The organism is Oceaniferula spumae (assembly GCF_042849255.1).
Classification (GTDB): domain Bacteria; phylum Verrucomicrobiota; class Verrucomicrobiia; order Verrucomicrobiales; family Akkermansiaceae; genus Oceaniferula; species Oceaniferula spumae.
On the sequence record NZ_AP026866.1, the window covers coordinates 2,209,364 to 2,231,416 of the forward strand.

The window sequence follows — 22,053 nt, forward strand, 5'->3', positions numbered from 1 at the left end:
ATAAAAAACCCCGCATGCGAATTCTCACCGGCCTCCAACCCAGTGGTAAACTCCACATCGGCAACTACTTCGGCGCCATGCTTCCCGCCGTCCAACTTCAGGACAAGGGCGACGCGTTCTATTTCCTCGCCGACTACCACGCCATGACCTCGATGAGCGATGCCGCCACCCTGCGCGAGAATGTGCAGAACTTGGCAATCGATTTCCTCGCTTGTGGTCTCGATCCTGAAAAGGCGACTATTTTCCGCCAGAGTGACATCCCCGAGGTCTGCGAACTGGCCTGGATCCTCTCCACCGTCTGCCCGATGGGACTGCTCGAGCGCGCCCACTCTTATAAGGACAAAATCGCCAAAGGCCTCGACGCCAACCACGCCCTCTTCGCCTACCCCACGCTGATGGCAGCGGATATCTTGCTCTACGACTCAGAGCTGGTTCCGGTCGGCAAGGATCAAAAGCAGCACTTGGAAATGACCCGCGACCTCGCCGGCAAGATCAACGATCGCTTTGGTGAAAACACCCTCGTCATCCCCGAGCCGCAGATCAAGGAAAGCACCGCCGTGGTCCCCGGACTCGACGGCCAGAAGATGAGCAAAAGCTACAACAACACCTTGCCACTCTGTGGCGCACAAAAACCGCTGCGCAAACAGGTGATGCGCATTGTTACCGACTCCACCCCGGTCGAAGACCCAAAACCCACCGAGGGCTCCACTCTCATCGATATTTACAAACTCTTCGCCAGCGAAGCCGAGGTGCAGCAGATGATCGCCGACTACCAAGCCGGTGGATTCGGCTACGGCGATTTCAAACAACGCGTCTTCGATGCCTACTGGGAATACTTCACCCCTGTTAGGGAGAAAAGAGCCGAGCTGGAAAACAACCTCGACTACGTCAATCAAGTCATCGCCGATGGCGCCCAGAAAGCTCGCGCCGAGGCGACCAAAGTCCTCGACCGCGTGCGCAAGGCGGTGGGGCTACGTTAAGCGAGTCATTCCAACCACTCATCATCATGGCTGAAAACCCCTACACAGCACCACAAGCATCGCCAGAGCTGGCTCCTACCCCTGGCGTCCAGCTTCCCACTGTGCTGGCATCACGCTGGGCACGACTTGGCGCATCCATTATCGATAGCATTATTGTATCTGTCCTCTTCGTTCCCTTATTGATGGTGATCTTCGCTTTCGGTCTGGTTCCCGGCCTGGAGGATACCGGAAGCTTTGTGACAAACATGCAGCTCAGCACGGACACTCTCATCGGTAATGTGGTGACCGCTGTTCTGGGCATGGCCATTTATCTTCTGATCCAAGGCTACCTCCTCGTCAATTCCGGTCAGAGCATTGGCAAAAAAGCCTTGGGCATTCAAATTGTTGATCAAGATTCCCAGCAACTACTGCCCGCAGGTCGCGTGCTGGGTATTCGTTATATTGTGACCAGTTTACTCTATCAGGTGCCGTTCGTGGGCCAGTTTTTTGCCCTGATCGATGTCTTGTTCATTTTCGGAGCCGAAAAGCAATGTCTCCACGACATGATGGCCCATTCCATCGTCATCAAAAAATAACACCTCCCGGCCACAGCCTCCACAAGCATGGCGAAAGCAAAAAAATCCTCCGGCGGCTGCGGCCTATACGGCTTTGCCATTTTCTGGACTCTGTTCAGTTCCATCTTTCTGATCATCGGCCTGAAAACCTGCTACGATGGTTTCACCCGCTCCCAGTGGCCTGAGGTCGAATGCATGGTCCACAGCTTTACCATCACCGACAAACGAAGCGGCGATCCCCCTTTCCAACCAAAAACCAGCTATACCTATGAATGGGAAGGAGTCACCCACAGCGGCAGCACCGTCTGGCCCAGCAAAAAAGGTGAGGACGATTACGAAGACCTCGCCGAACTCCTCGAGCAATACCGTGCCGGTGAATTTAAAAGCTGTTACGTCAATCCCAAGGCACCCACTGAATCAGCCCTATTCGTGGGAGGCGAGGACATCTGGGGTGGCTTGATCTTCGCGCTCATGGGCGGCTTGTTTGTCGCGATTGGTATAGGCCTGATCGTGGTGGGACGCCGGGAGAAAAAACAGGAGTCGGCTGCCCTCTCCTCGAAAAAAACCAAAACCGACGAAGCGCCCGCAGCGATCTTGATCCCTTTTTTCTCGGTCTTCGGTCTGGCAGGCCTCGGACTCCTCTTCTTTCTCATCATCCCGCAGGCAATGAAATACTTCGATGCCAAGGGCTGGGAGGAAACACCCGCCAAAGTCGTCTGGAGTGCTGTAAGATCCCACGATAGTGACGATGGCACCACCTACAGTGTCGATATTTTCTACCGCTACGAGTTCGATGGCAGAGAATACAAGTCGAACACCACCGGCCTGATGTCCGGAAGTTCCAGCGGTCGATCCAGCAAGCAGGAGAAAGTCAAAAACCATCCGCCAGGAAAAGAGATCGTCTGCTATGTGAATCCCGATAAACCTTGGCAGGCATTGTTAGAACGCGATCTCGGATGGTGGGCACTCTTTGCTCTCTTCCCCCTCCCCTTCATCGCCATCGGCGTAGGAGGCCTCTGGTGGATGCTCCGCAAACGCAATAAATCTAACAAGACATCTAAATACGATAACCCTCTCGGCCGAAGAACCAGCCAGCTACGGCACAGTGCCGACAAAAAAGACATCTACCACGGAAGCCACAAGCCCACCAAGGCGTCCGTCGATTTCGCACCGCGTGGCAATCGAATCAAATCCTTCATCGGGGTTTTCATCTTCGCTGTATTCTGGAATGGCATCACCTCTATTTTTGTCGCCATCGCAGCAGGTTCCTGGTTGCGCGATGATCCTGAGTGGTTCCTCACCATCTTCATCATCCCATTTGTGCTCATCGGCCTTTGCGCGCTTCTTTTCAGCGTCTATCAGTTTTTTGCACTCTTCGGCCCCGCGCCTACCATCACCCTGAAACCTTCCGCCATTCCTTTTGATAAAGAGGCGACCGTCAGCTGGAAACTACTCAGTGGCGCGAACCGTATCAACCACTTCGCCGTCTACCTAATCGGCGAAGAGGAAGCTAAATACCAGCGTGGCACCGATACCAAGACTGCCACTGAAACCTTCCACGAGCAGGCTCTGATCGAAACTCAAGACCCACGAAAAATGAAACGTGGCTCTGCCACCATCGATCTATCAGAAATCACCACCCCGATCATGCCCAGCTGGAAAAGTTCCAACAACAAGATCAAGTGGTCGATTCTGGTTCATGGAAAAATTTCCTTCTGGCCCGATATCAACGATCGCTACGAGATCGAAGTCCACCCGCTCGACGTCACACCTAACAACTAACGATCATGCCCACCCCCATCACCATCGAGGTTGACTACCAAAACACCGAGTTCACCCCCGGCGATACTATTTCCGGCAAGGTCACTTGGCAGCAGGTGGACGGCAATCGACAGGTTGCCCTACGCCTGTTCTGGTTCACCAGCGGTCGTGGCACACAGGACATCGAAGTCATCCGCGAACTCATCTGGCCGATGTCCGAGGGCAGTGCCGATTTCTCACTAGTCCTACCCGAAGAACCCTACAGTTTCTCCGGCACCCTGATTTCTTTGAGCTGGGCACTGGAAGCGGTGTTACTCCCCTCCGAGGATGCTTCCGAACGTTTCGAGTTCAACCTCACTCCGAATGGTCGACCAATCACCCTCACACCCGTGGAAAACTCGGTCACAGCTCGCCTCAAGAAGAAGGGATTCTCAGTCACCAGCAACAACTAACAAGGTGACCGCCCGAGACAATCCCTTCGCCACCGACCGAGCAGAGCGCCTGCTCCGCTTCCGGTCTGAGTGGATCGGTTCATCGATGAGCGAACTCACCAGCCGCTGGGAGAAACTGCACCGCCGCGCCGCCATCACCGGTCGTCACGGAGCTGGAAAGTCCACCTTGTTGGATTCTTGGGCCACACATCTCGGAGTTCAGAACCAACCTGTCACCCGACTCTTCCTCAATCGAGACACACGCACACTGACCCCTGATCAGTGGCATGCCATTGAAGACTGCCATGGAAAAACCATCCTCCTCGACGGCGAGGGACACCTCAGCTGGAAGGAACGCCGCAAGGTTCATCAACTCAGCCAAAACGCCGCCGGCCTGTTAGTCACACGTCACAAAAAGGGCTCACTCCCCATTCTTTGTCATCTAAACCCCGACATCGAAATCCTCCACCGCTGCGTCCGAAAGCTCGCACCTGAGGAATATCCGTCACTTGCACCCAACTTCCCCCGCTGGTGGAAACAACATCGGGGAAACATCCGCGATATTTTGTTAGAATGTTATGATTCCATAACACGTTGCCACATGCAGTGAGTTTTACGCTTTTCGGCCATAGGATCAAACGTTCCTACAAAGACATGCGGAAACAGCAACTTATTTGACGAAGCGTTATTCACTAGTTATATCTACCCTATGAGATTGCAGCACAGACTACTGAGCCTTTGGCGTTTATGCACGTTTCTCAGCATGCTCGGTTTGCTGGCATTGTCTCCCACCCGTTCGATCGCCGAAGAGAAAAAACCTGAGAACAAAAACGCCGGAGGAGAGTTCTTGTTGAAAATAATGGGTGCGCTCGCCGACAAAGATCGCCCCGTATGGGACCAGCAGAAAGCGGAAGCAATTCTCGCGGATCTGATCAAAAAAGAAAATGCAGGTGATTTCGCCTGGGAAAAAATCCCTTGGGAAACCGACGCCAAGAAAGCGGCAGCCAGAGCGAAGAAGGAGCAGAAGCCGATCTTAACATACATATTTCTCAAGAGAGATGTCGGACCAGCGGCAGCCCCGTGTTGACCGGGCGGCCGAGTCATGAGAGCGGTCGCTCTTTCCGATAAAAATGTGCAGAAGAAAATCACCGATAACTTCATCCCCTTGAAGATCGAGATTCCCTACCGTACTGAAAAATTTCCACTGGATTGGCCCTCATTAAAAATGTGGCGCGACACCTGGGTGCGGATGGGCGGCGTGGAAACCACCGGCCTCACTGCCTGCTCAGTGGTCAGTCCCGATCTCCAAACCGAATACGGCAGCACTGGCTCTGCGATGGTCTGGGAACTTTTCGATTCGATCGCTTACGACGCAGTGAAATTCGGTGCGATGCTTGACCGAGCCAAGAATAGAGCGGAGGAAGAGAAGGATATCCGCGACGATCCAAAATTGAACGAGGCCGAGAAGGAGAAAAAATTAGCCGCTTTCCGTAAGAGAGTGGTCAAAGACGTCGCCAAAGAAGGAAAATTCCACCTTCCCCCCAAAGGTTTCACGATTGAAGGCGCGACCAAACTTTTCGAGTCCACCGGCGACATCGAGTGGCTTGAAAAACAGAAGAAAAAGCAACCTTGAACGTTTGCCTACGATTTTCCACGTTGCATTAACAACGAATGGCTAGCTCCCCATTTTCCCAATGTGGATACGACACCGAGGAGAGATCTTCGCTATCATCTTAGTGTGTAACGACTCCCTCAGCCACGCCAAGTGATAGCTGTCTAGGCCCAAGATCTTCATTGGTGCCGCCCCTTCACAAAGTTGCCACTCCCCACAAAAACAATCTTAGTGTATAAATTACACCTCTTCTCTTGCAAAGTGTATTTTTGACACTTACATAACAACCATGAGCTTCACCTATGAATACGCAAGACCCGCCCTGACTACCGACTGCGTTGTCTTCGGCCTTGATGAGAACGACCTCAAAGTCCTGCTCATCCAGCGCGCCATCGCTCCTTTCAAAAACAAGTGGGCGCTACCCGGTGGTTTCATTCATGTCGGCGAGGACATCGATGTCTGCGCCCGCCGTGAGCTTGAAGAAGAAACCGGACTGAAAAACATTTTCCTCGAACAGCTCGCTACCTTCGGAAATCCGAAACGTGACCCCCGCGAGCACGTTGTCACAGTAGCCTACTACGCCTTGGTCAATCTCATCGAGCACCCACCGACCGCTGCCACCGATGCCGCCAATGCCGCATGGTTTGCCCTCGATGACCTGCCCACCCTCGCATTTGACCACGCGGACATCCTCGAACTCGCTCGCGAACGTCTGCGGGGAAAAGTCCGCTACCAGCCCATCGGTTTCGAACTTCTGCCGGAAAAGTTCACCCTCACCCAGCTTCAGCACCTTTACGAAATCATCCTCGAAACCACGTTGGATAAACGTAACTTCCGCAAGAAAGTCGCCAAACTAGACATTCTAACAGAAACAGACGAAGTCGAAAAAGACGTCGCTCGGCGAGCAGCGCGACTTCACCGCTTTGATCGATCCCGATACCAGCAACTCATCAAACAAGGTATCAATTTCGAACTCTAACATTTAATAAAATTCAAACCCACTAATCCAATGATCATTCCAAAAACCATCCCAGACGGCCAAGCCGTCATCCGCTGGAACCGCAACGGCACCCGCGACATCATCACCGGCCCAGTCACCCTCTTTGCACCTTTTGCAAAAATCAAGCCGATCCACCAAGTCACCGCGAATGAGAGCGAATACCTCGTGATCAACTTCTGCGATGGCCACACCGAGCACCGCGCCGGCCCCTGCGCCCAGTGGTTTGATCCCCTGCTGCATCAGAACATTACGCCGCGCAAAGCCACCGCCCTGGACGCCCACGAAGCCATCGTCATCTACAACGAGGCCGATGGCGAAGTCACCCACCGCATCCTCCACGGCCCAGCGATCTACATTCCCACCCCTACCGAAAACCTGCACCAGTTCCGCTGGCACGGCGACAATGGCAAGGGCAGGAAAGTTCCCCGCGCCCTGCAGTTTGAAAAACTCCGCGTCATCCCTGACCAGATGTATTTTGATGTCGATGGAGTCCGCACCGCAGACGAGGCGCTCATAACCGCCAAGCTCATGGTTTTCTTCGAACTGATCGACATCGAGAAGATGCTTCAGGAAACCCACGATCCGATCGCTGACTTCATCAACGCCCTCACCGCGGACGTCATCAAGTTTGCCGGTAAGTTCGATTTCGAAGCCTTCAAAACCCGCGCCAGCCAGCTCAACAAGCTGGAAACCTACCAAGCTCTAACCAAAGGCGCTGAACGGATCGGCTACCGCATCAGCAAGGTGGTTTACCGGGGCTACGCCGCCACCGACAAACTCCAAGCGATGCACGACAACGCCATCGAAACCAGAACCCGCCTCGTGCTGGAAACCGAGATCGAGCACCAACAGCAAGAACTCACCGATCTGAAACAAACACGCGAACACGAACGCGCCGCCGAACAACGTCAGGAGGAAGAACGCACCCAGCAACACCTGCTCGACCAAACCAAAAAACAACACCAGCAGGACCTCGCGTTCAAAAAAGAACTCCAGGCCAACGAAAAAGCCCATCAGGAAGAGCTGCTCCATCTCCAGCAGGAAGAATGGAACCATCTCAAAACCCTCGGCACCGACCTCACCGCAGTACTTGTTGCCAAGGAACACAACCCAGACAAAACCATCCGCCTGGACGGTAATGCCCAACACCCGCTGCACCTGCACGAAGCAATCTAACATCATGAAAACGATCTTCGCAGACATCACTACCCTCGAAGTGGACGCCATCGTCAACGCCGCGAACTCCCGCCTCCTGGGTGGAGGTGGCGTGGATGGAGCGATTCACCGAGCCGCAGGGCCCAACTTACTCACCGAATGTGAAACCCTCGGCGGTTGTCGCGCCGGACAGTCAAAAATCACCAAGGGCTACCAACTCCCTGCCAAACACATCATCCATACCGTCGGCCCCATCTGGCACGGTGGACACAACACGGAAGAGGAAAAACTGGAGTCCTGCTACCTAACATCTCTGCAACTCTGCCTGGAACATCACATCAAAAGCATCGCCTTCCCCTGCATCTCCACAGGAGTCTACCGCTTCCCCAAACAACGTGCCGCCGAAATTGCGGTCGCAACCTGCACTAACTTTCAAAACACTCACACCGAAGCCCCAGAGATCACTTTCTGCTGCTTCGAGAAAGAGGACTTTGACATCTATCAGCAACTACTCAAGACCAATGAAAACCCTCTCAACTAAATCATATCTCGAACAGCTCAGCGAATGGCCAAAGTCGGGCCAACACATAATGGCACATTATGACGATGAAACTATCGTGGTATACCAAGCCTATCGTCATGAAATAGGTAATTACGCATCGCGCCATAACTACTTTGGGGGAGACTTCTGCTACAATCGCATGAGCTGGATTAAGCCCAACTTTCTGTGGATGATGTATCGTTCTGGCTGGGGCACTAAGGAAGGACAAGAAATAATACTAGCCATTACTTTGAAACGGAGTTTTTTCGACGAAATTTTATCCAAAGCCATTTCTTCAACCTATCAGATTTCTGAGTATGCTTCGCGCGAGGAATGGCAAGCTGCTGTAGCACATTCAGATGTTCGTTTACAATGGGATCCTGATCATGCCCCTGATGGCTCCTGCGTAGCACGTCGAGCTATTCAATTAGGCCTCCGAGGCAAAATGCTCTCACGATATGGGCGTGACGAAATCCTTCAGATCGAAGACATCAGTAAATTTGTCGCAGAGCAACGGGTAAATATGCAGGTGAATAAACCACTCACTACTCCGTTAGAACAACCTTACCGTCCACAGTTGGGAACAGAAAATGAACAAAATAAGTTTCAGCACTAACAGGCGAATAACCAAAATTGACCATACCCTTTCCTATTAACATGAAAAACAGTGCCCTCAGAAACATTCATGTCAAAAACGCAGGCTTGCCCAGCTGGTATCACGTCACCGTGTTATCAAACTTTGCGCGTGGCTATGACAAGTATAAGAAACAATATACCAAGGAACACATACCGGAGAGTTCGTATCCCAACCAATTTTTCCTACTGAAAAAAGAGGAACTCAGCATTGGCATTCGAAAAGCGCGGAAGCTTTTACAAAAACTGAATCTTCCCGGAGACCGACTGATTGTTCTCACCACTCACGCCAGCGATACGTCGCTACGGAATGATCACCCCTCTGGAGTTGCTCAATATCTGGCGCAAGATTTCATTGAACTGGATGCACTACACTACATTGAAGAAAAGCAGAGTGATGACAAATTTGAATTAATTCCAAAACGTGTCGAAGATGTGATGGCAGATTCATTTCAAGTCATCGAGCCATATCTTTTGCCATGGAGCGAACTCGAACCACGAACCATCTCTATTTTACCGATTGCAATGGCGTGCCAGGCCTCGTGCAAATTCTGTTTTTCCAAAGCCTCCGTATCATCCGAATTCAAAGGGAAAATCGATGACTGGTCGCATATCACAGCAGCCATTTCAGCAGGTAAGAATGCTGGGGTGCAGCGAGCCGTCATCACTGGAGGAGGAGAGCCAACGCTTCTTGAGAAAAACCAACTCCTCAAGCTCATCCGACAATGCTCAGACAATTTTTCTAAAACAGTCTTAATCACCAATGCCATCTCCCTCGCAAAGCAAAATCCAATAGCCAGACTGGAAACTCTGCGGAATTGGGATGACGCTGGACTTTCTATTTTAGCAATTTCAAGGCATCACCAAAACCCTGAGCAAAACCGCTCCATCATGGGATGTTTGACAAATTCAGAAACAGTCACAGAAACATACTTAGCGAATGCTTCGACGTTTGAGCATCTCACCATCAGATTTATTTGCGTGCTCCAAAAAGAAGGTGTGTCGTCCGTTGAAGACATCGAAGATTACCTCACTTGGTCTTCACGTCTTGGAGTCATTCAAGTGAATTTCAAGGAGCTCTATGTCTCGACATCTAACGAATCAGCCTTCAGCGAACTCGAAGCAAACGACTACAGCGCATTGAACCAAGTTTCATTACGAGTAGTGCACGACTTTGTAAGTAAACACCATTGGAAACAAACCAACACACTCCCATGGGGTGCTCCCATTTTCCAGGGCACATGGCATGGACGTCAGATGCAGATTGCTGCTTATACAGAACCCAGTGTGTATTGGGAAAGGACTAACGGAGTGGCAAGGAGCTGGAACTTGATGAGCGACGGCACTTTGCTGGCATCTTTAGAAGATTTAAATAGCCACATCCACCTGCCATGAATTTTCAAGAATACAAATTCGCACGAGAAAAAATCCTCGCAGAATGTTCTCCGTTGCGTCTCGATTGCATGAATCCGTTCAAGGCGATGAGCTATTTAAAGGATAACAGGGAGTGCTCCACTGTCCACTGCGCACAAGAAACTACCGATCTCTTGCTCTCATCATTACACGCTGAGCATTACCGAAGTTTAGCCATTCCCACCCGAGGGGTGCGTTCATCGCTCAACGGTCTTTTTGAAATCATTTCGCAACAAGGGTCAGATCTATGGCTACCTGAAGACGTCTACCCCTTTTACTGGGAGTGTGCCAATTCTCATCATCTCAACCCGCGTTCGTTTTGCACACTACCATCTCCGGACTTCTCATTCCTTGAGTCCACATCGCCCCATTCCGTTGTGCTACTAACAAATCCAATCAGTCCGCTGGGCCGATCGCTATCAGAAGAAGAAGGCAAAGAAATCGTAAACTGGTTATCCCAATCGGATGGTAGAAGAATCATCCTGGACACCGTTTACTCTTACGCACTTCATATTGATCCTATTTCACAGAAGCTTTACGAAACCGGGCAATGCTTTATCACTCATTCTCTCTCGAAGGCCTGGTTGGAACGCGGAATTTTTGGTGTCTTGCTCACTCCGGAAACCGATTACGACACTTGCCTACGATTAATTGAGGCACCTCAGCAAGTAGAATGCAATTCAGCCCACCATGCCCTTACATCAAGTGCAGATATGCCACGACTCCAGCAAAGAGCATTCAGTGATGAGTGGAATTCGTTGAGCTCCAGCATCAAAAATTTTCACCCCAGTTTCAACGTCCCAACGCTGGGCTACTTCTCCTTCATCAATGTCAATTTCACGGATGTTTTAAATTCATATAACGCCTTACTCATCCCCGCTTCAGTTTTTGGCTCTTGCAACCCGAACCTGTCCATTGCCACCTGCTTATTTAACATTCCTAACAGACAATGATCGAAAAACAAACCCGCTACCAAGGAGCCCTGCTTGGCTTAGCCTGTGGCGATGCCTTGGGCACTACCGTGGAGTTTCAGCCACGAGGCAGCTTCAAGCCGCTGACGGACATCGTTGGCGGAGGGCCATTTTCTCTGAAAGCTGGGGAGTGGACGGATGATACATCGATGGCGCTTTCTCTGGCTGAAAGCTTGCTCACGCACAGGGAAATGCAACTTGCCGACCAACTTAATCGGTACACCTTTTGGTGGAGGCATGGTGAGAACTCGGTGACAGGTGAGTGTTTTGATATAGGTAATACAGTCCGCAGTGCGCTAGAAAATTATGCCAGAACGGACGACCCTCACTCGGGGGCCACAGACCCGATGAGTGCCGGAAATGGATCGATCATGCGGCTCGCGCCAGTACCTCTTTTCTATGCCAATGCCACCACTGAAGATCTGCTCAACATGTGTCGTCTCAGTTCAGTCACTACCCATGGAGCGGCGGAATGTCTCGGCGCATGCCAGTTACTTGGTTACCTGATACGCCGTGCCCTGACTGCTGACGATAAAGACGAAGCACTGTCGGTTGGCTCAGATTTCATGGAACATGCAACATCTTGCCCAGCCAGCATCACCGCCATCGCCAATCAGGATTATCGAGATAAAGACGCTTTAGATATTCGTGGCACAGGATACGTGGTGAAAAGTTTGGAGGCGGCTCTATGGGCGTTTCTTCACACGGAAAGTTTTGAAGAAGGGGCACTCAAGGCCGTCAACCTTGGCGACGATGCCGATACCACGGGCGCCGTCTACGGCCAGATCGCAGGAGCATTTTATGGCAAGAAAGGCATCCCCAAGCACTGGCTTAAAAAGCTGGCGTGGAGGAAAAAGATCACCCGTTTGGCAGATCGACTTTATCTGGCAGCAGAAGAATCTATTTCCTCTTGAACAAGGGACTCAGCGCGACTTCGCGGATGAGGTCGCGGGTGCGGTAGTTGTTTTTCTTGAGGCGGTGGACGATGGCTTCGACGTCGTCGGCATCGGAGAACTCGATGGTGCGGCCAAGGGCGTAGGCCAGCACGGACTCGGTGAGTTCTTCGGCGAGATGGTCTTGTTTGGTGAGGAGAACTTTTTTGAGGTCGTTGACGGTGGCGAATTTCTGGCCACCGGGTAGGACTCCGCCAGGGTGGATGGGCACCTGTTTTTTGCCAACCTTTTCGGTATCGCGCCAACGTCCTACGGGGTCGAAATTTTCCAGGCCGAATCCGATGGCGTCCATTTTCACATGGCAGGAGGCGCAGGTGGCGCGCTTCTGGTGCAGCAGGACCATCTGGCGGTTGCTGAGAGGTTTTTTCGAGGCGGCATCGAGCTCAGGCACATTTGGCGGCGGTGGGGCCGGTTTGTCGTGGAGGATTTTTTCTAACACCAATGCGCCACGGATGACGGGCGACGACCGTTCACCGTTTGATCCGGTGGTGAGGAATGCGGCCAAAGTGAGGAAACCACCGCGCGGTGAGTTGGGTGGCAGTGGGACTTTCTGGAAAGCGTCGTCTTTCGGATCGACGCCGGGGATGCCGTAGTGGGTGGCGAGTGCGCCATTGAGGACTGCAAAGTCGGAGTCGATGAGATTTCTAACGGGTAAATTTTCTTCGATCAGCGTGCCGAAGAATTCCAGCACTTCGCGTTTGGCGTCCTGCTGCACGCCTTCGTTGAAGTGGAAGTGTTCTTTGCGGTCGACGGTGATGGCATCGTAGCGATCGAACTCCGCCCACTGGCTGATGAAGCCGTCACGGAATGCTTTTGCCTTGGCATGTGCAAGTAGGCGGTCAACTTGTTGGGTGTAAACCTTTTGATTTGTTAGATCGGCAGCATATAGCTCGTCATCCGGGGGGCTGCTCCAGAGGAAATAGGAAAGGCGGATGGCGAGTTCGCGAGGGCTGAGATTTCCGTGTGGTTTCTTCTGGGCAGGCATCGCTTCCTGGATGAAAAGGAATCCGGGGGAAGCGAGCACGATTGCCATGACTTCTGCCATGGCTTCATTGTATTTCATTCCGGCGGCTCGGTTCTCTTGGAAGTTTTTGTGTAGGCCATCGAGGAAATCTGCCGTTGGTTTGTTCCTGCGGAATGCGACGGTGGTGAATTTCTCGATGAACTCGCGGGCATTTTTGTCATTGTTGACGTACTTGCTCGGTCCGCCGGTAGATTTGCCTGGGTAGAGGATATGTTCCAGCTGTGGACGGTCATTAGGATAGAAGGGGCCTTCGAGCTCTAACCAATCGATCCAAATGGCGGCACTCGGATCGGTCTGATCCCCCTCGACTCCCAGCTGCTTGAGATAGCGCCTTGATAGTCTGGTGATATCCGGTTGGTTCTCGTTGACTCGCACGGAAAGTAAACGCTGACCCATCGGCTGACGGATGCGCAAGGAAACCGTGGATGGCTGGTCCAGAGTGCCCGCCATCTTGAGTGTGCCGTGAATGCGCCGACCATCCCAGAGGCGCAGGATCCGCCTTAGCTCGTGCGGCTTGCCGATCACGCCGCCATGGACCTTGGCGATGTATTCTCCACGGATGTCTGTGTGCTGGTTGATCGATGCCCACTTGGCGACGTTAGAGATGTAAACTCCCGTGTCGACTTTCGGGTATTTAAAATAATTGCGTGGCAGCTCGACGCGACCGTCCCACTGCCTGAAGAGGATTTCCTTTTCGCCCTCGTCTTTGAAGCCTGCTTCCTTCCATGACTTACCGGCTTTGATCATGGCTTTCTGCCGCTCACGCTTGGCGAGTTCGGCACGTTTCTTGGGATGAATATCATCCTCTGGCTGGATTCGCTTTGTCTTTGCTTTCAGGTATGGCCGGGTGTTCGTACTGAATGCGGTGGTGGAGATTTTCCGACCTAGCTCCAAGTATTCTTCAAAATGGGCCGAGGTGAAAAATTGCTCTGCTCCTACGGTGTCATAGGTGACAATTTCACCGTCGCTGGGAATTTCGTTGAGATCGATATGGAAACCAAAGAGGTCGTGAATGGTGTTCGAGTATTCGCGCTTGTTGAGTCGGCGCATCTTGATCTCGCCGCCGTGGTCGGTGAGTCGTTTGCGAGCGGTGACTACGGAACCTGTTAGTGCCTCGAGGATATCCGCCATTTCCTTGTTAGGTGGCTGCTCTTCGTCCCACGGTGGCATGTCGCCTCCATTGAGCTGATCTAACACATCTTGCCAGCGTTGGGCGGTATCGTTGTCGCTGATCGCCCAGTTGATCTGGTCAAAACGGAGCTGGCCCTTCTGTTTGTCGGGGCCGTGGCACTTGATGCAATATTCCGTCAGAAACGGTTCGATTTTCTCCCTGGGGACGATGGTGCTCTCGGGGACCACCTTTTTCGCGGTGTCCGCCGGCTCAGCTTCGGCCTGCCATGCGGTGGCGGCGATCACGGCTGGCAAAGCGACGGCGGCGATGGAGAGATACCATTTCATCTTCGTGAAAAGCTCAGGCTGTTCTCTCCTACCCTAACAACTCAGGAACAATACCCGTGCTGTGGCTGAACCGATCGCTCTTAACCCCCGCCTGCTGCATGAGGGTGAGCCAGTAGTTTGCGAGAGGTGTGTCTTTTTCCGGCAGCACGACGTGGCGTCCATGTTTGATATCCTTGGCACCCCCACCGGTAATGATGGCGGGAACATTCTTGAGTTCATGGCCACTGCGCAGGTTCGAGCCGTAGCTGACGATGCAGTTATCGAACAGGCGGCTGCCATCGGAGTCCTTGGCTTCCTTAAGCCGATCGATGAAGTGGGCAAATAGCGCGGAGCATTTTTTGTCTCGTTCTCGGGAGGCTACAATCCGTGGCTCGGAAAATCCGTAGTGGCTGAGTGAGTGCGCTTTCAGCTTGATACCCATGCCGACTAGCAGCGAGCAAACCGGCTGGCGGTAGCTGACGACGTTGGTCATGCCAGTCTGCAGGGCGACGATGATCATATCATACATCAGGTGGATCGCTTTTTCCCCGGTCAGACCTTCTAACGGAGCGTCAAAGGGAGCTTTTGGCTTGGGGATGTCGGCCCATTTCGCCTGGCGCTCGAGACCTTTTTCCACCTGTCTCACACCGGTGAAATACTCATCGAGTTTCTCCTGATCGCTTTTGCTCAGGGTGCGTTTCATATTGCCGCCATTGATGCGGACGAGATCGAGAATGCTTTGTTTTTTCTTCAGCCGATCATTCAGCTCGGTTCGTGAGTCGCCTGGGTTTGCGAACAGCTGGCGGTAAAGGTCGAGGGGGCGATTGATGCCCGGCATGGGTTTTCCGGACGCATCCCATGCCAGCGAGAGGCCGGCACCGTGACCGGAGTTCTGGCCACCATCGGGTTCATCCGCAGAAAGAATCAGAGAGGAATAGCGGGTATCTTTGCCGAGGTGTTCGGCGGCAAGTTGATCGCAGGAAATGGAGTTGTGAAAGCGCTTGCCTGGTGTGCCGGCTACGTTGGCCCCTGTGAGGTAGGACACACTGCCGCCGTGTGGATCGGTCGCGCCGTGATTGGTGAGATTGCTCACCATGGTGATGTCATTTTTATGCCGAGCGAGCGGTGCCAGTCCCTCGGTCATGCCGATTTCGGCGAACCTACCGGCTTTTTTCGGATAGAATGTATCTTTGGTAAATCCGAAGCCGCCGCCGAGAAAGATCATGCGCTTGGCCGGGGCTGCCTGAGATGCTTTTGCACCAGCGAAGGTTTCCAGAAAGGGCAGTGCCAAAACAGAGCCCCCTAGTCGAAGAAATGAGCGGCGGGAGGTGGTGTTGGTATGAAATGACATGGCTACGGTAAAACAACTACGTGACTTAACGCGAACTACTTGCAAAAGTCAGGTAAAATACTGTCATTATCGAATTCGACCTAAAAGATGTTCAGATGGGGCGATGTCCTATTTAATGAAGACTATGAAGTTGTCCCGTCTAAAAACCCTCACCACTCTCGCACTCTGTGTCATCTCCGGTGCTGCTCCATTGATAGCAGATGAAACATCACTGGCAGCTGATCGTAAGCAGATTGAGCAGTTAGACCAACTCACGGCGGTGCCGAAGATGCAGGCGGCGGAGGGTTTTGATTCTACCCCACAACTGCGCGCTATCTACTTTGATGCTCTGGATTGGAAAGGTAAACCTACCAAGGTATTTGCGTGGTTAGGCTTGCCAGCCAAGACCGAGGGCAAGGTGCCGGGGATTGTGCTGGTGCATGGTGGCGGTGGCACGGCGTTCAAGAATTGGGTCCAAATGTGGAATGACAAAGGCTACGCCGCGATCAGCATTGCAGTGGAAGGCCAGATCGACCGCAGGCCAAAAGGCGAGCGCAAGGAAGGTGCATACTGGCAGCGACACAAGTGGCCAGGCCCGACGCGCCAAGGCATCTATGGAGACTCTAACGTGCCACTGAAAGAGCAGTGGATGTATCACGCTGTAGCCGATACCATTCTCGCCAACTCCTTGCTGCGATCGCTCCCTGAGGTGGATGGCAGCAAAGTGGGACTGATGGGAATTTCTTGGGGTGGTGTGATCACCAGCACGGTGATTGGCATCGATCAGCGCTTTGCCTTTGCCATCCCCACCTACGGTTGCGGCAACCTTGCTACGGTTGAGAATCAATACGGCAGGGCCCTTGGAAACAATCCGACATACAAACAAGTCTGGGATCCCATGCTCCGCCTCAACAGGGCGACGATGCCCACCCTGTGGTTTTCTTGGCCTGGTGATAAGCACTTTCCCATGGACAAATTCGCGATGAATTACGGCGCGGTCAAAGGGCCTTACATGGTCAGCTTGATTCCAAAAATGGGCCACGGTCACGGGCCGCCATGGAAAAAACCGGACAGCTATGCCTTTGCCGATAGCATCGTGCGCGATGGCAAGGCATGGTGCCGACAGACCTCGGTCAAGCGTGATGGCCGAACCTTCAGCGCCACCTTTGAGTCATCAAAACCGCTGCAGACTGCCACTCTGATATCCACTACCGACACAGGCATCACCGGTAACCGTGAATGGATCGAAAGCTCTGCATCTTTGGAGAAAAAAGACGGAAAATGGATTGCCCAGGCAGAGCTTCCGAAAGGCAGCACGGCTTGGTTCATCAATGTTCATAGTGACAAACTCACTGTTAGCTCCGACTATCAGGAAGCAAACCTAACAACATCGCCTTCCAAATAGCGGGTCTACCGATCAGGCGAGCCGCTTTCCATGATTTGCAGGAGCTCGGCTTGGCTCAGTGCGGCATCGAAGATGTAGAGTTCATCAAGTCCGCCACGGAAGAATTTACCTTGCGCGTTACGTTCTTGGTGTTTCTTGAATGATGTGTTTCTCCCCAGCCAGACGCCGTGTTCCGCTTGTTCAATTTCTGTGCGCACCTCTTGCAAGGCTCTGCGTGAGACACGTTCCTGCACGCCGTCGACATAGAGGATCACATGGGTGCCGACGTTGGGTTGGGAGCCGCCATACATGACCACGCCGATGTGATGCCACTTTCCATCGCGTAAATCTGTCGAGCCCACCACTTGGCCACCGTGCGAGCCAAGACGCAGCCGACCGATCGGTCCGTGATCAGCAAGCGGGTTTACCGAGACTTGCCAGACTTCGCCCCAATGCTTGAGACGACCCCAGGAGACAATGCCGAATCCCTGAGTCAGCACAAAATCCTCAGGCACCTTGAGCCAGAAACAAACACTGCGCGGCTTCCCTCCCTCGATGCCCCGATAGCCGCTTTCTGCGTAAGCTCCGACACCGTCGAAACTCAGCGCACCGCCTAACATTCCTTTCACCCTCTCCGGGGCCTTACCTTCGCCATCTGCGTAAAACACCATGTCCGGCTGCACATCGCCAGCATCTGCCAGTTCGCCAGTTGCGCGGGCGACATTGCCTGAGGTTTCGTTAAAACTCCAGTGGATGGACTTTACTGTCTCCTGATGCTCGGGTGGCATTTGAGTGTAAAACTTCCCTGCGTCTGCATCGATGGCATGGCCACCGTCGGAGGCTAATCGCATCGCTTTATTCTGCAGCAGGGTGACCGATTTCCCACGTGTAGGAATCGCTTCAACGGAGCCCTCGATCACGTGGGTTTCCACGATGCCATCCTGACCGACAGATACTCCGAACTCCGTGCCCAGATCAACGATACTTCCTTGTGGGGTTTCCACACGATAGCCGTGGCCTTTTTCCGTCGCGCGCATGACGATGCGACCTTGATGAAGCACCGCCTTTCCTGACTCAGGAAAATCGATGTGCGCCGGCCCTTCGACAATGAGGCGGCCCCTGCCATCAAGATCCATTTCTAACAAACCTTTGTCAATTTTCACTGACTGGCCGACGGCAAGTTGCTCGCCCTGCTGTAGTAAATCACCATGCCATTGAACACCTTCCACCCGGTCAACGGTGGCCATGATTGCATCTGGTTGGACTTGGTTAGAGAAGTAAATGGCCGCACCAAATCCGATCAGTAAAGCAGCTGCGACAGCTGCCATACGCGAGAACCAACGGCGGCGGGTCAACCGCGCTTTGACACCTTGGACAAATTGGTCGGTGTCAGATTCCTTCACGGCGGAAATGAACTTCATCCTCCGGCGCTCGGCTGCAAACTCGTTCTCCAGAACAATGCTCAGCTGGGCATGAAGCGAAGCTTGTTTGCGGGCCAATGCCAGCAGCGCTTCATCCTCCTTGAGCAAGTCTTTCAGTTCGGCGATCTGGCTCTCGGTCGCATCGCCGTCTTGAAAGATCGCCATCAATTCGAGCACTCGTTTTTCTTCATTCATGTCGCTGATTTTTCTAACTTCGCTTCGATGCATTCCGCCAGTGACTGTCGCAGCCGGTGGACTTTCATCGTCAGGGCTGAATAGTTGGCGCCTGTTTCCTGGGCAATCTCACGTAAAGTTTTCCCATCGGTGTAACGATCATTGAGCAGCTTGCGAGCGGGTGCTTTCACCAGAGCAAGACAATCGCGCAGAGCTTCGAGGGAGGCATTGCCATGGTTCGAGTCATCGGTATCATCTGTTGTCAAAAGTGCCTGAAGTTCTAAATCTCCACCGATGTAATTCTCGCGTTTTTTCCGGATGTAGTTTCGAAAATGGTTGTGGCCAATTGTTCTCAACCACGCCTCAAAGCTACCCTCGCCTTGGAAATCACGTATTTTCTGAAAGGCGGTGACAAAGGTATCCTGTGCCAGATCATCGGCCGCGGTCCAGTCGCTCAACTGAGAGCGCAGCCAGCCACGAAGCCAACCTTCGTTGGCACGCACCAGCTCACCAAACGCATTCAGATCACCTGACTGGCTTCGCTTGATGGCATCCAGATCTTGTTCGGAGCTCTTCATCGACATTATGAGATGTAACCAAACCGCAGAAGTAACACAAGTTATACAAAAATCGGCTACTTTTCAGGAATTCAGTCATCGAAATGATGATATTCACCGAAAAGTTTTCAGAAACATGTGGTAGCCCTGGGCAGGTAAGACATTCAGATTTACACACGCAACTCACAAAAAGTTTACCCATATCCATTTCACCAACCAATCATCTCTATGCGCCTAACATCCTGTCTCGCCCTCGCTGTTTCCAGTTTCATCATCACCGCCACAGCTGCCCCCAAGCAGCTCTCCGGCATTTATCCCCACCTCACCATGTTTAATGATGAGAACGAGTGCGGCACCGGCGCGGTTGTGCCATGGGCTGATCGGCTTTGGGTTATCACATACGCACCGCACAAGCCCAAGGGATCTTCAGACAAACTCTACGAGATCACGCCCGATCTCAAACTGACCATCAGGCCCGAATCCATCGGCGGCACCCCCGCCAACCGGATGATCCACAAGGAATCGAACCAACTATTCATCGGACCTTATGCGATCGATGCCAAACGCAATGTCCGCGCCATTCCTTATTCTCAAATGTTTGGCCGTCACACCGGACTCGCACGCCATCTCACGAACCCAGCCGAAAAAATTCTCTTCGCCACCATGGAGGAAGGCATTTACGAAGTGGATGTCAAAACCCTCAAATCCACCGAACTCTGGGGCGATGAACAAACGAAAAAAAGCCCACGCAAAGCCAATCTCCCCGGCTACCACGGCAAGGGCTTCTACTCTGGCCAAGGAGTTTACGTGTATGCTAACAATGGCGAACACGGCACCGCTGCTAAGACCCGACCCGAAATCCCCTCTGGTGTTCTCGCCGAGTGGGATGGCAAGTCCGATGCTTGGAAAATCGTCCGCCGCAATCAGTTCACCGAGGTCACTGGACCTGGAGGGATCCATGGTAATTCCAACCCTGCCACCGATGCCATCTGGGCTGTCGGCTGGGACTACAAATCCCTCATCATGGGCGTTCGCGATGCCCAGACAGGCTGGTCGTTTTTCCGCCTGCCCAAAGGTTCACACTCCTACGATGGCGCCCACGGCTGGAACACCGAGTGGCCACGCATCCGCGAGATCGGCGAGGGCGACTACCTCATGACCATGCACGGAACCTTCTGGAAATTCCCAAAAACCTTCACCGCTAACACCTCAGCAGGTATCGCCCCTCGCAGCAACTACCTCAAAGTTATCGGCGATTTCTGCCGCTGGAACGATCAGATCGTTTTCGGCTGTGACGACACCGCCAAAGCCGAGTTCCTGAACAAACGCAAAGCCAAAGGCGAAATCGCCGCCCCTCAGTCACAGTCCAATCTCTGGTTCGTAAATCCAGATCAGTTAGATCACTTCGGACCACTCATCGGCAGAGGTTCAGTCTGGGAAAAAGAAGCTGTAAACGCCAACACCCCATCAGATCCCTACCTCTTCAGCGGCTACGATCAACGCGGTCTCCACCTCACCCACGACGCAAAGGAAACAGTCACCTTCACCCTCGAAGTTGACAAAAAAGGCGACGGCACATGGTCCAAGCTCAGAGACATTCAGGCAGAACCTAACAAACCTGTCTTCACCGAAATCTCGCCCCAGGAAACAGGCGTATGGGTTCGCATTACCAGCGACAAAGATCTCCCCAATGCCACCGCCGAATTCACCTACCGGAATAACGACACCCGCACCGCCGAAGCCGATGCCATTTTCAACGGCCTGGCCGAACAAGGAAAACCCCTAACAGGCGGCCTCGTCCGCGCACGTGACGGCAACAAACGCAGCCTCTCATTTGCCGCCGTCGATCAAAACGGCAAAGACATCGGCTACTACGAAATGGGCGCCGATCTCACCTTGAAACTAACCGACGACCCCAAGACGCACAGCTTCACCAAGGCCCACACCAAGATCCCCACCGCCGCTCTGGGCATCGATCAGGCATCCGTCATCTACACCGATGAACAGGGAAAACGCTGGCGTCTTCCCAAGGGCGAGATCGATGAGAAACACCCGCTCGGATCCTCCCGCATCGCCCGCGAAGTCGCCACCGAGCGCGACCTACTCAATGCCAACGGCACCTTCTATGAGCTCCCTGCACGCAACGCCGGAGGCATCTCCAAACTCCGCGCCATCAGCACTCACAACCGAAACGTGCACGACTTCTGCTCCTACCGCGGACTGCTCATCATCTCCGGCATCTCGACGGAGAAAACCGACAACAAACACATCATCACCTCAGACGACGGCAAAACCGCCCTCTGGGCAGGAACCATCGATGACATCTGGAAACTCGGCAAACCCCGCGGTAAAGGCGGCCCATGGTTCGGCACCAGCGTCAAATCCGGACAAGCATCCGATCCTTACCTGATGACTGGATACGACAAAAAAACGCTGCAACTCCGCTCCAACAAAAACTCAAAAGTCACCGCCCAGATCGACATCACCGGCACCGGCCATTGGGTGGACTACAAGACCTTTGAACTCGAAACAAACCACCTCATCGGTCACGAATTTCCCCAAGCCTTCCAAGCCTACTGGATCCGTTTTGTCTCCGATCAGGACGCCACCGTCACCGCTCAGCTGATCTACCGCTAAAAAATCACATTTTTTTTGTGTTACTTCTACTCCTGAGGACACTCTGGAAAGCAGACCCGTCCTCACGAACCAAAGCAGGATGAAA

20 protein-coding genes are annotated in these 22,053 nt (G+C 53.0%); 16 read left to right on the forward strand and 4 right to left on the reverse strand.

Annotated features, from left to right (window positions below; genetic code table 11):
- The first annotated feature begins 14 nt into the window (after positions 1 to 14).
- The 14 genes from trpS to ACSPJT_RS09240 all read left to right on the forward strand — a co-directional run bounded on the left by trpS (position 15) and on the right by ACSPJT_RS09240 (position 11,965).
- Positions 15 to 980, forward strand: coding sequence for a tryptophan--tRNA ligase (gene trpS / locus ACSPJT_RS09175; RefSeq protein ID WP_435896079.1), 966 nt, complete (start codon positions 15 to 17; stop codon positions 978 to 980).
- Between the two features lie 26 nt (positions 981 to 1,006).
- Positions 1,007 to 1,555 (forward strand): RDD family protein, encoded by a 549-nt coding sequence (locus tag ACSPJT_RS09180; protein WP_435896080.1) that lies wholly within the window; start codon positions 1,007 to 1,009, stop codon positions 1,553 to 1,555.
- A gap of 27 nt (positions 1,556 to 1,582) precedes the next feature.
- Positions 1,583 to 3,316, forward strand: a complete 1,734-nt coding sequence (locus ACSPJT_RS09185) for a DUF3592 domain-containing protein (RefSeq protein ID WP_435896081.1) — start codon at positions 1,583 to 1,585, stop codon at positions 3,314 to 3,316.
- Between the two features lie 5 nt (positions 3,317 to 3,321).
- Positions 3,322 to 3,747 carry a hypothetical protein gene (locus ACSPJT_RS09190; RefSeq protein WP_435896082.1) on the forward strand — a complete coding sequence of 142 codons (426 nt, stop codon included), beginning with the start codon at positions 3,322 to 3,324 and terminating at the stop codon, positions 3,745 to 3,747.
- 4 nt (positions 3,748 to 3,751) lie between these two features.
- The gene (locus ACSPJT_RS09195) at positions 3,752 to 4,336 is read left to right on the forward strand and encodes a hypothetical protein (protein ID WP_435896083.1); all 585 of its coding nucleotides are present in this window, start codon (positions 3,752 to 3,754) and stop codon (positions 4,334 to 4,336) included.
- A 99-nt stretch (positions 4,337 to 4,435) separates the two neighbouring features.
- Positions 4,436 to 4,813, forward strand: a complete 378-nt coding sequence (locus tag ACSPJT_RS09200) for a hypothetical protein (protein ID WP_435896084.1) — start codon at positions 4,436 to 4,438, stop codon at positions 4,811 to 4,813.
- A 15-nt stretch (positions 4,814 to 4,828) separates the two neighbouring features.
- A complete protein-coding gene (locus ACSPJT_RS09205; protein ID WP_435896085.1) occupies positions 4,829 to 5,359 on the forward strand; it encodes a hypothetical protein in 531 nt (176 codons plus the stop codon).
- Between the two features lie 268 nt (positions 5,360 to 5,627).
- Entirely contained in the window at positions 5,628 to 6,317 is a 690-nt protein-coding gene (locus ACSPJT_RS09210) for an NUDIX hydrolase (protein WP_435896086.1), read from the forward strand.
- A 30-nt stretch (positions 6,318 to 6,347) separates the two neighbouring features.
- Complete coding sequence (locus ACSPJT_RS09215; RefSeq protein ID WP_435896087.1) at positions 6,348 to 7,514, forward strand: hypothetical protein; 1,167 nt, start codon at positions 6,348 to 6,350, stop codon at positions 7,512 to 7,514.
- Between the two features lie 4 nt (positions 7,515 to 7,518).
- On the forward strand, positions 7,519 to 8,034 hold the full coding sequence (locus ACSPJT_RS09220) for an O-acetyl-ADP-ribose deacetylase (RefSeq protein ID WP_435896088.1): 516 nt from the start codon (positions 7,519 to 7,521) through the stop codon (positions 8,032 to 8,034).
- Positions 8,015 to 8,650 (forward strand): DUF4291 domain-containing protein, encoded by a 636-nt coding sequence (locus ACSPJT_RS09225; RefSeq protein WP_435896089.1) that lies wholly within the window; start codon positions 8,015 to 8,017, stop codon positions 8,648 to 8,650. The genes ACSPJT_RS09220 and ACSPJT_RS09225 overlap by 20 nt, the downstream gene beginning before the upstream one ends.
- Positions 8,651 to 8,691: 41 nt before the next feature.
- A complete protein-coding gene (locus tag ACSPJT_RS09230; RefSeq protein ID WP_435896090.1) occupies positions 8,692 to 10,062 on the forward strand; it encodes a radical SAM protein in 1,371 nt (456 codons plus the stop codon).
- The gene (locus ACSPJT_RS09235; protein ID WP_435896091.1) at positions 10,059 to 11,033 is read left to right on the forward strand and encodes an aminotransferase class I/II-fold pyridoxal phosphate-dependent enzyme; all 975 of its coding nucleotides are present in this window, start codon (positions 10,059 to 10,061) and stop codon (positions 11,031 to 11,033) included. Before ACSPJT_RS09230 ends, ACSPJT_RS09235 begins: the two co-directional genes overlap by 4 nt.
- Positions 11,030 to 11,965: an ADP-ribosylglycohydrolase family protein gene (locus tag ACSPJT_RS09240; protein ID WP_435896092.1), complete on the forward strand. Its 936-nt coding sequence runs from the start codon at positions 11,030 to 11,032 to the stop codon at positions 11,963 to 11,965. Before ACSPJT_RS09235 ends, ACSPJT_RS09240 begins: the two co-directional genes overlap by 4 nt.
- Here the strand turns inward: ACSPJT_RS09240 and ACSPJT_RS09245 are convergent.
- A complete protein-coding gene (locus ACSPJT_RS09245; protein ID WP_435896093.1) occupies positions 11,952 to 14,486 on the reverse strand; it encodes a DUF1592 domain-containing protein in 2,535 nt (844 codons plus the stop codon). The genes ACSPJT_RS09240 and ACSPJT_RS09245 overlap by 14 nt on opposite strands.
- Positions 14,487 to 14,514: 28 nt before the next feature.
- The gene (locus tag ACSPJT_RS09250) at positions 14,515 to 15,816 is read right to left on the reverse strand and encodes a DUF1552 domain-containing protein (RefSeq protein ID WP_435896094.1); all 1,302 of its coding nucleotides are present in this window, start codon (positions 15,814 to 15,816) and stop codon (positions 14,515 to 14,517) included.
- Positions 15,817 to 15,940: 124 nt separating this feature from the next.
- Between ACSPJT_RS09250 and ACSPJT_RS09255 the strand changes: the two genes are divergently transcribed.
- On the forward strand, positions 15,941 to 17,200 hold the full coding sequence (locus tag ACSPJT_RS09255; RefSeq protein WP_435896095.1) for an alpha/beta hydrolase family protein: 1,260 nt from the start codon (positions 15,941 to 15,943) through the stop codon (positions 17,198 to 17,200).
- Between the two features lie 5 nt (positions 17,201 to 17,205).
- Here the strand turns inward: ACSPJT_RS09255 and ACSPJT_RS09260 are convergent, their stop codons facing one another.
- A complete protein-coding gene (locus tag ACSPJT_RS09260) occupies positions 17,206 to 18,795 on the reverse strand; it encodes a LamG-like jellyroll fold domain-containing protein (RefSeq protein WP_435896096.1) in 1,590 nt (529 codons plus the stop codon).
- Complete coding sequence (locus ACSPJT_RS09265; RefSeq protein WP_435896097.1) at positions 18,792 to 19,352, reverse strand: RNA polymerase sigma factor; 561 nt, start codon at positions 19,350 to 19,352, stop codon at positions 18,792 to 18,794. The genes ACSPJT_RS09260 and ACSPJT_RS09265 overlap by 4 nt, the downstream gene beginning before the upstream one ends.
- A 207-nt stretch (positions 19,353 to 19,559) precedes the next feature.
- Between ACSPJT_RS09265 and ACSPJT_RS09270 the strand changes: the two genes are divergently transcribed.
- Positions 19,560 to 21,968: a hypothetical protein gene (locus ACSPJT_RS09270; protein WP_435896098.1), complete on the forward strand. Its 2,409-nt coding sequence runs from the start codon at positions 19,560 to 19,562 to the stop codon at positions 21,966 to 21,968.
- Positions 21,969 to 22,053 lie beyond the last annotated feature (85 nt).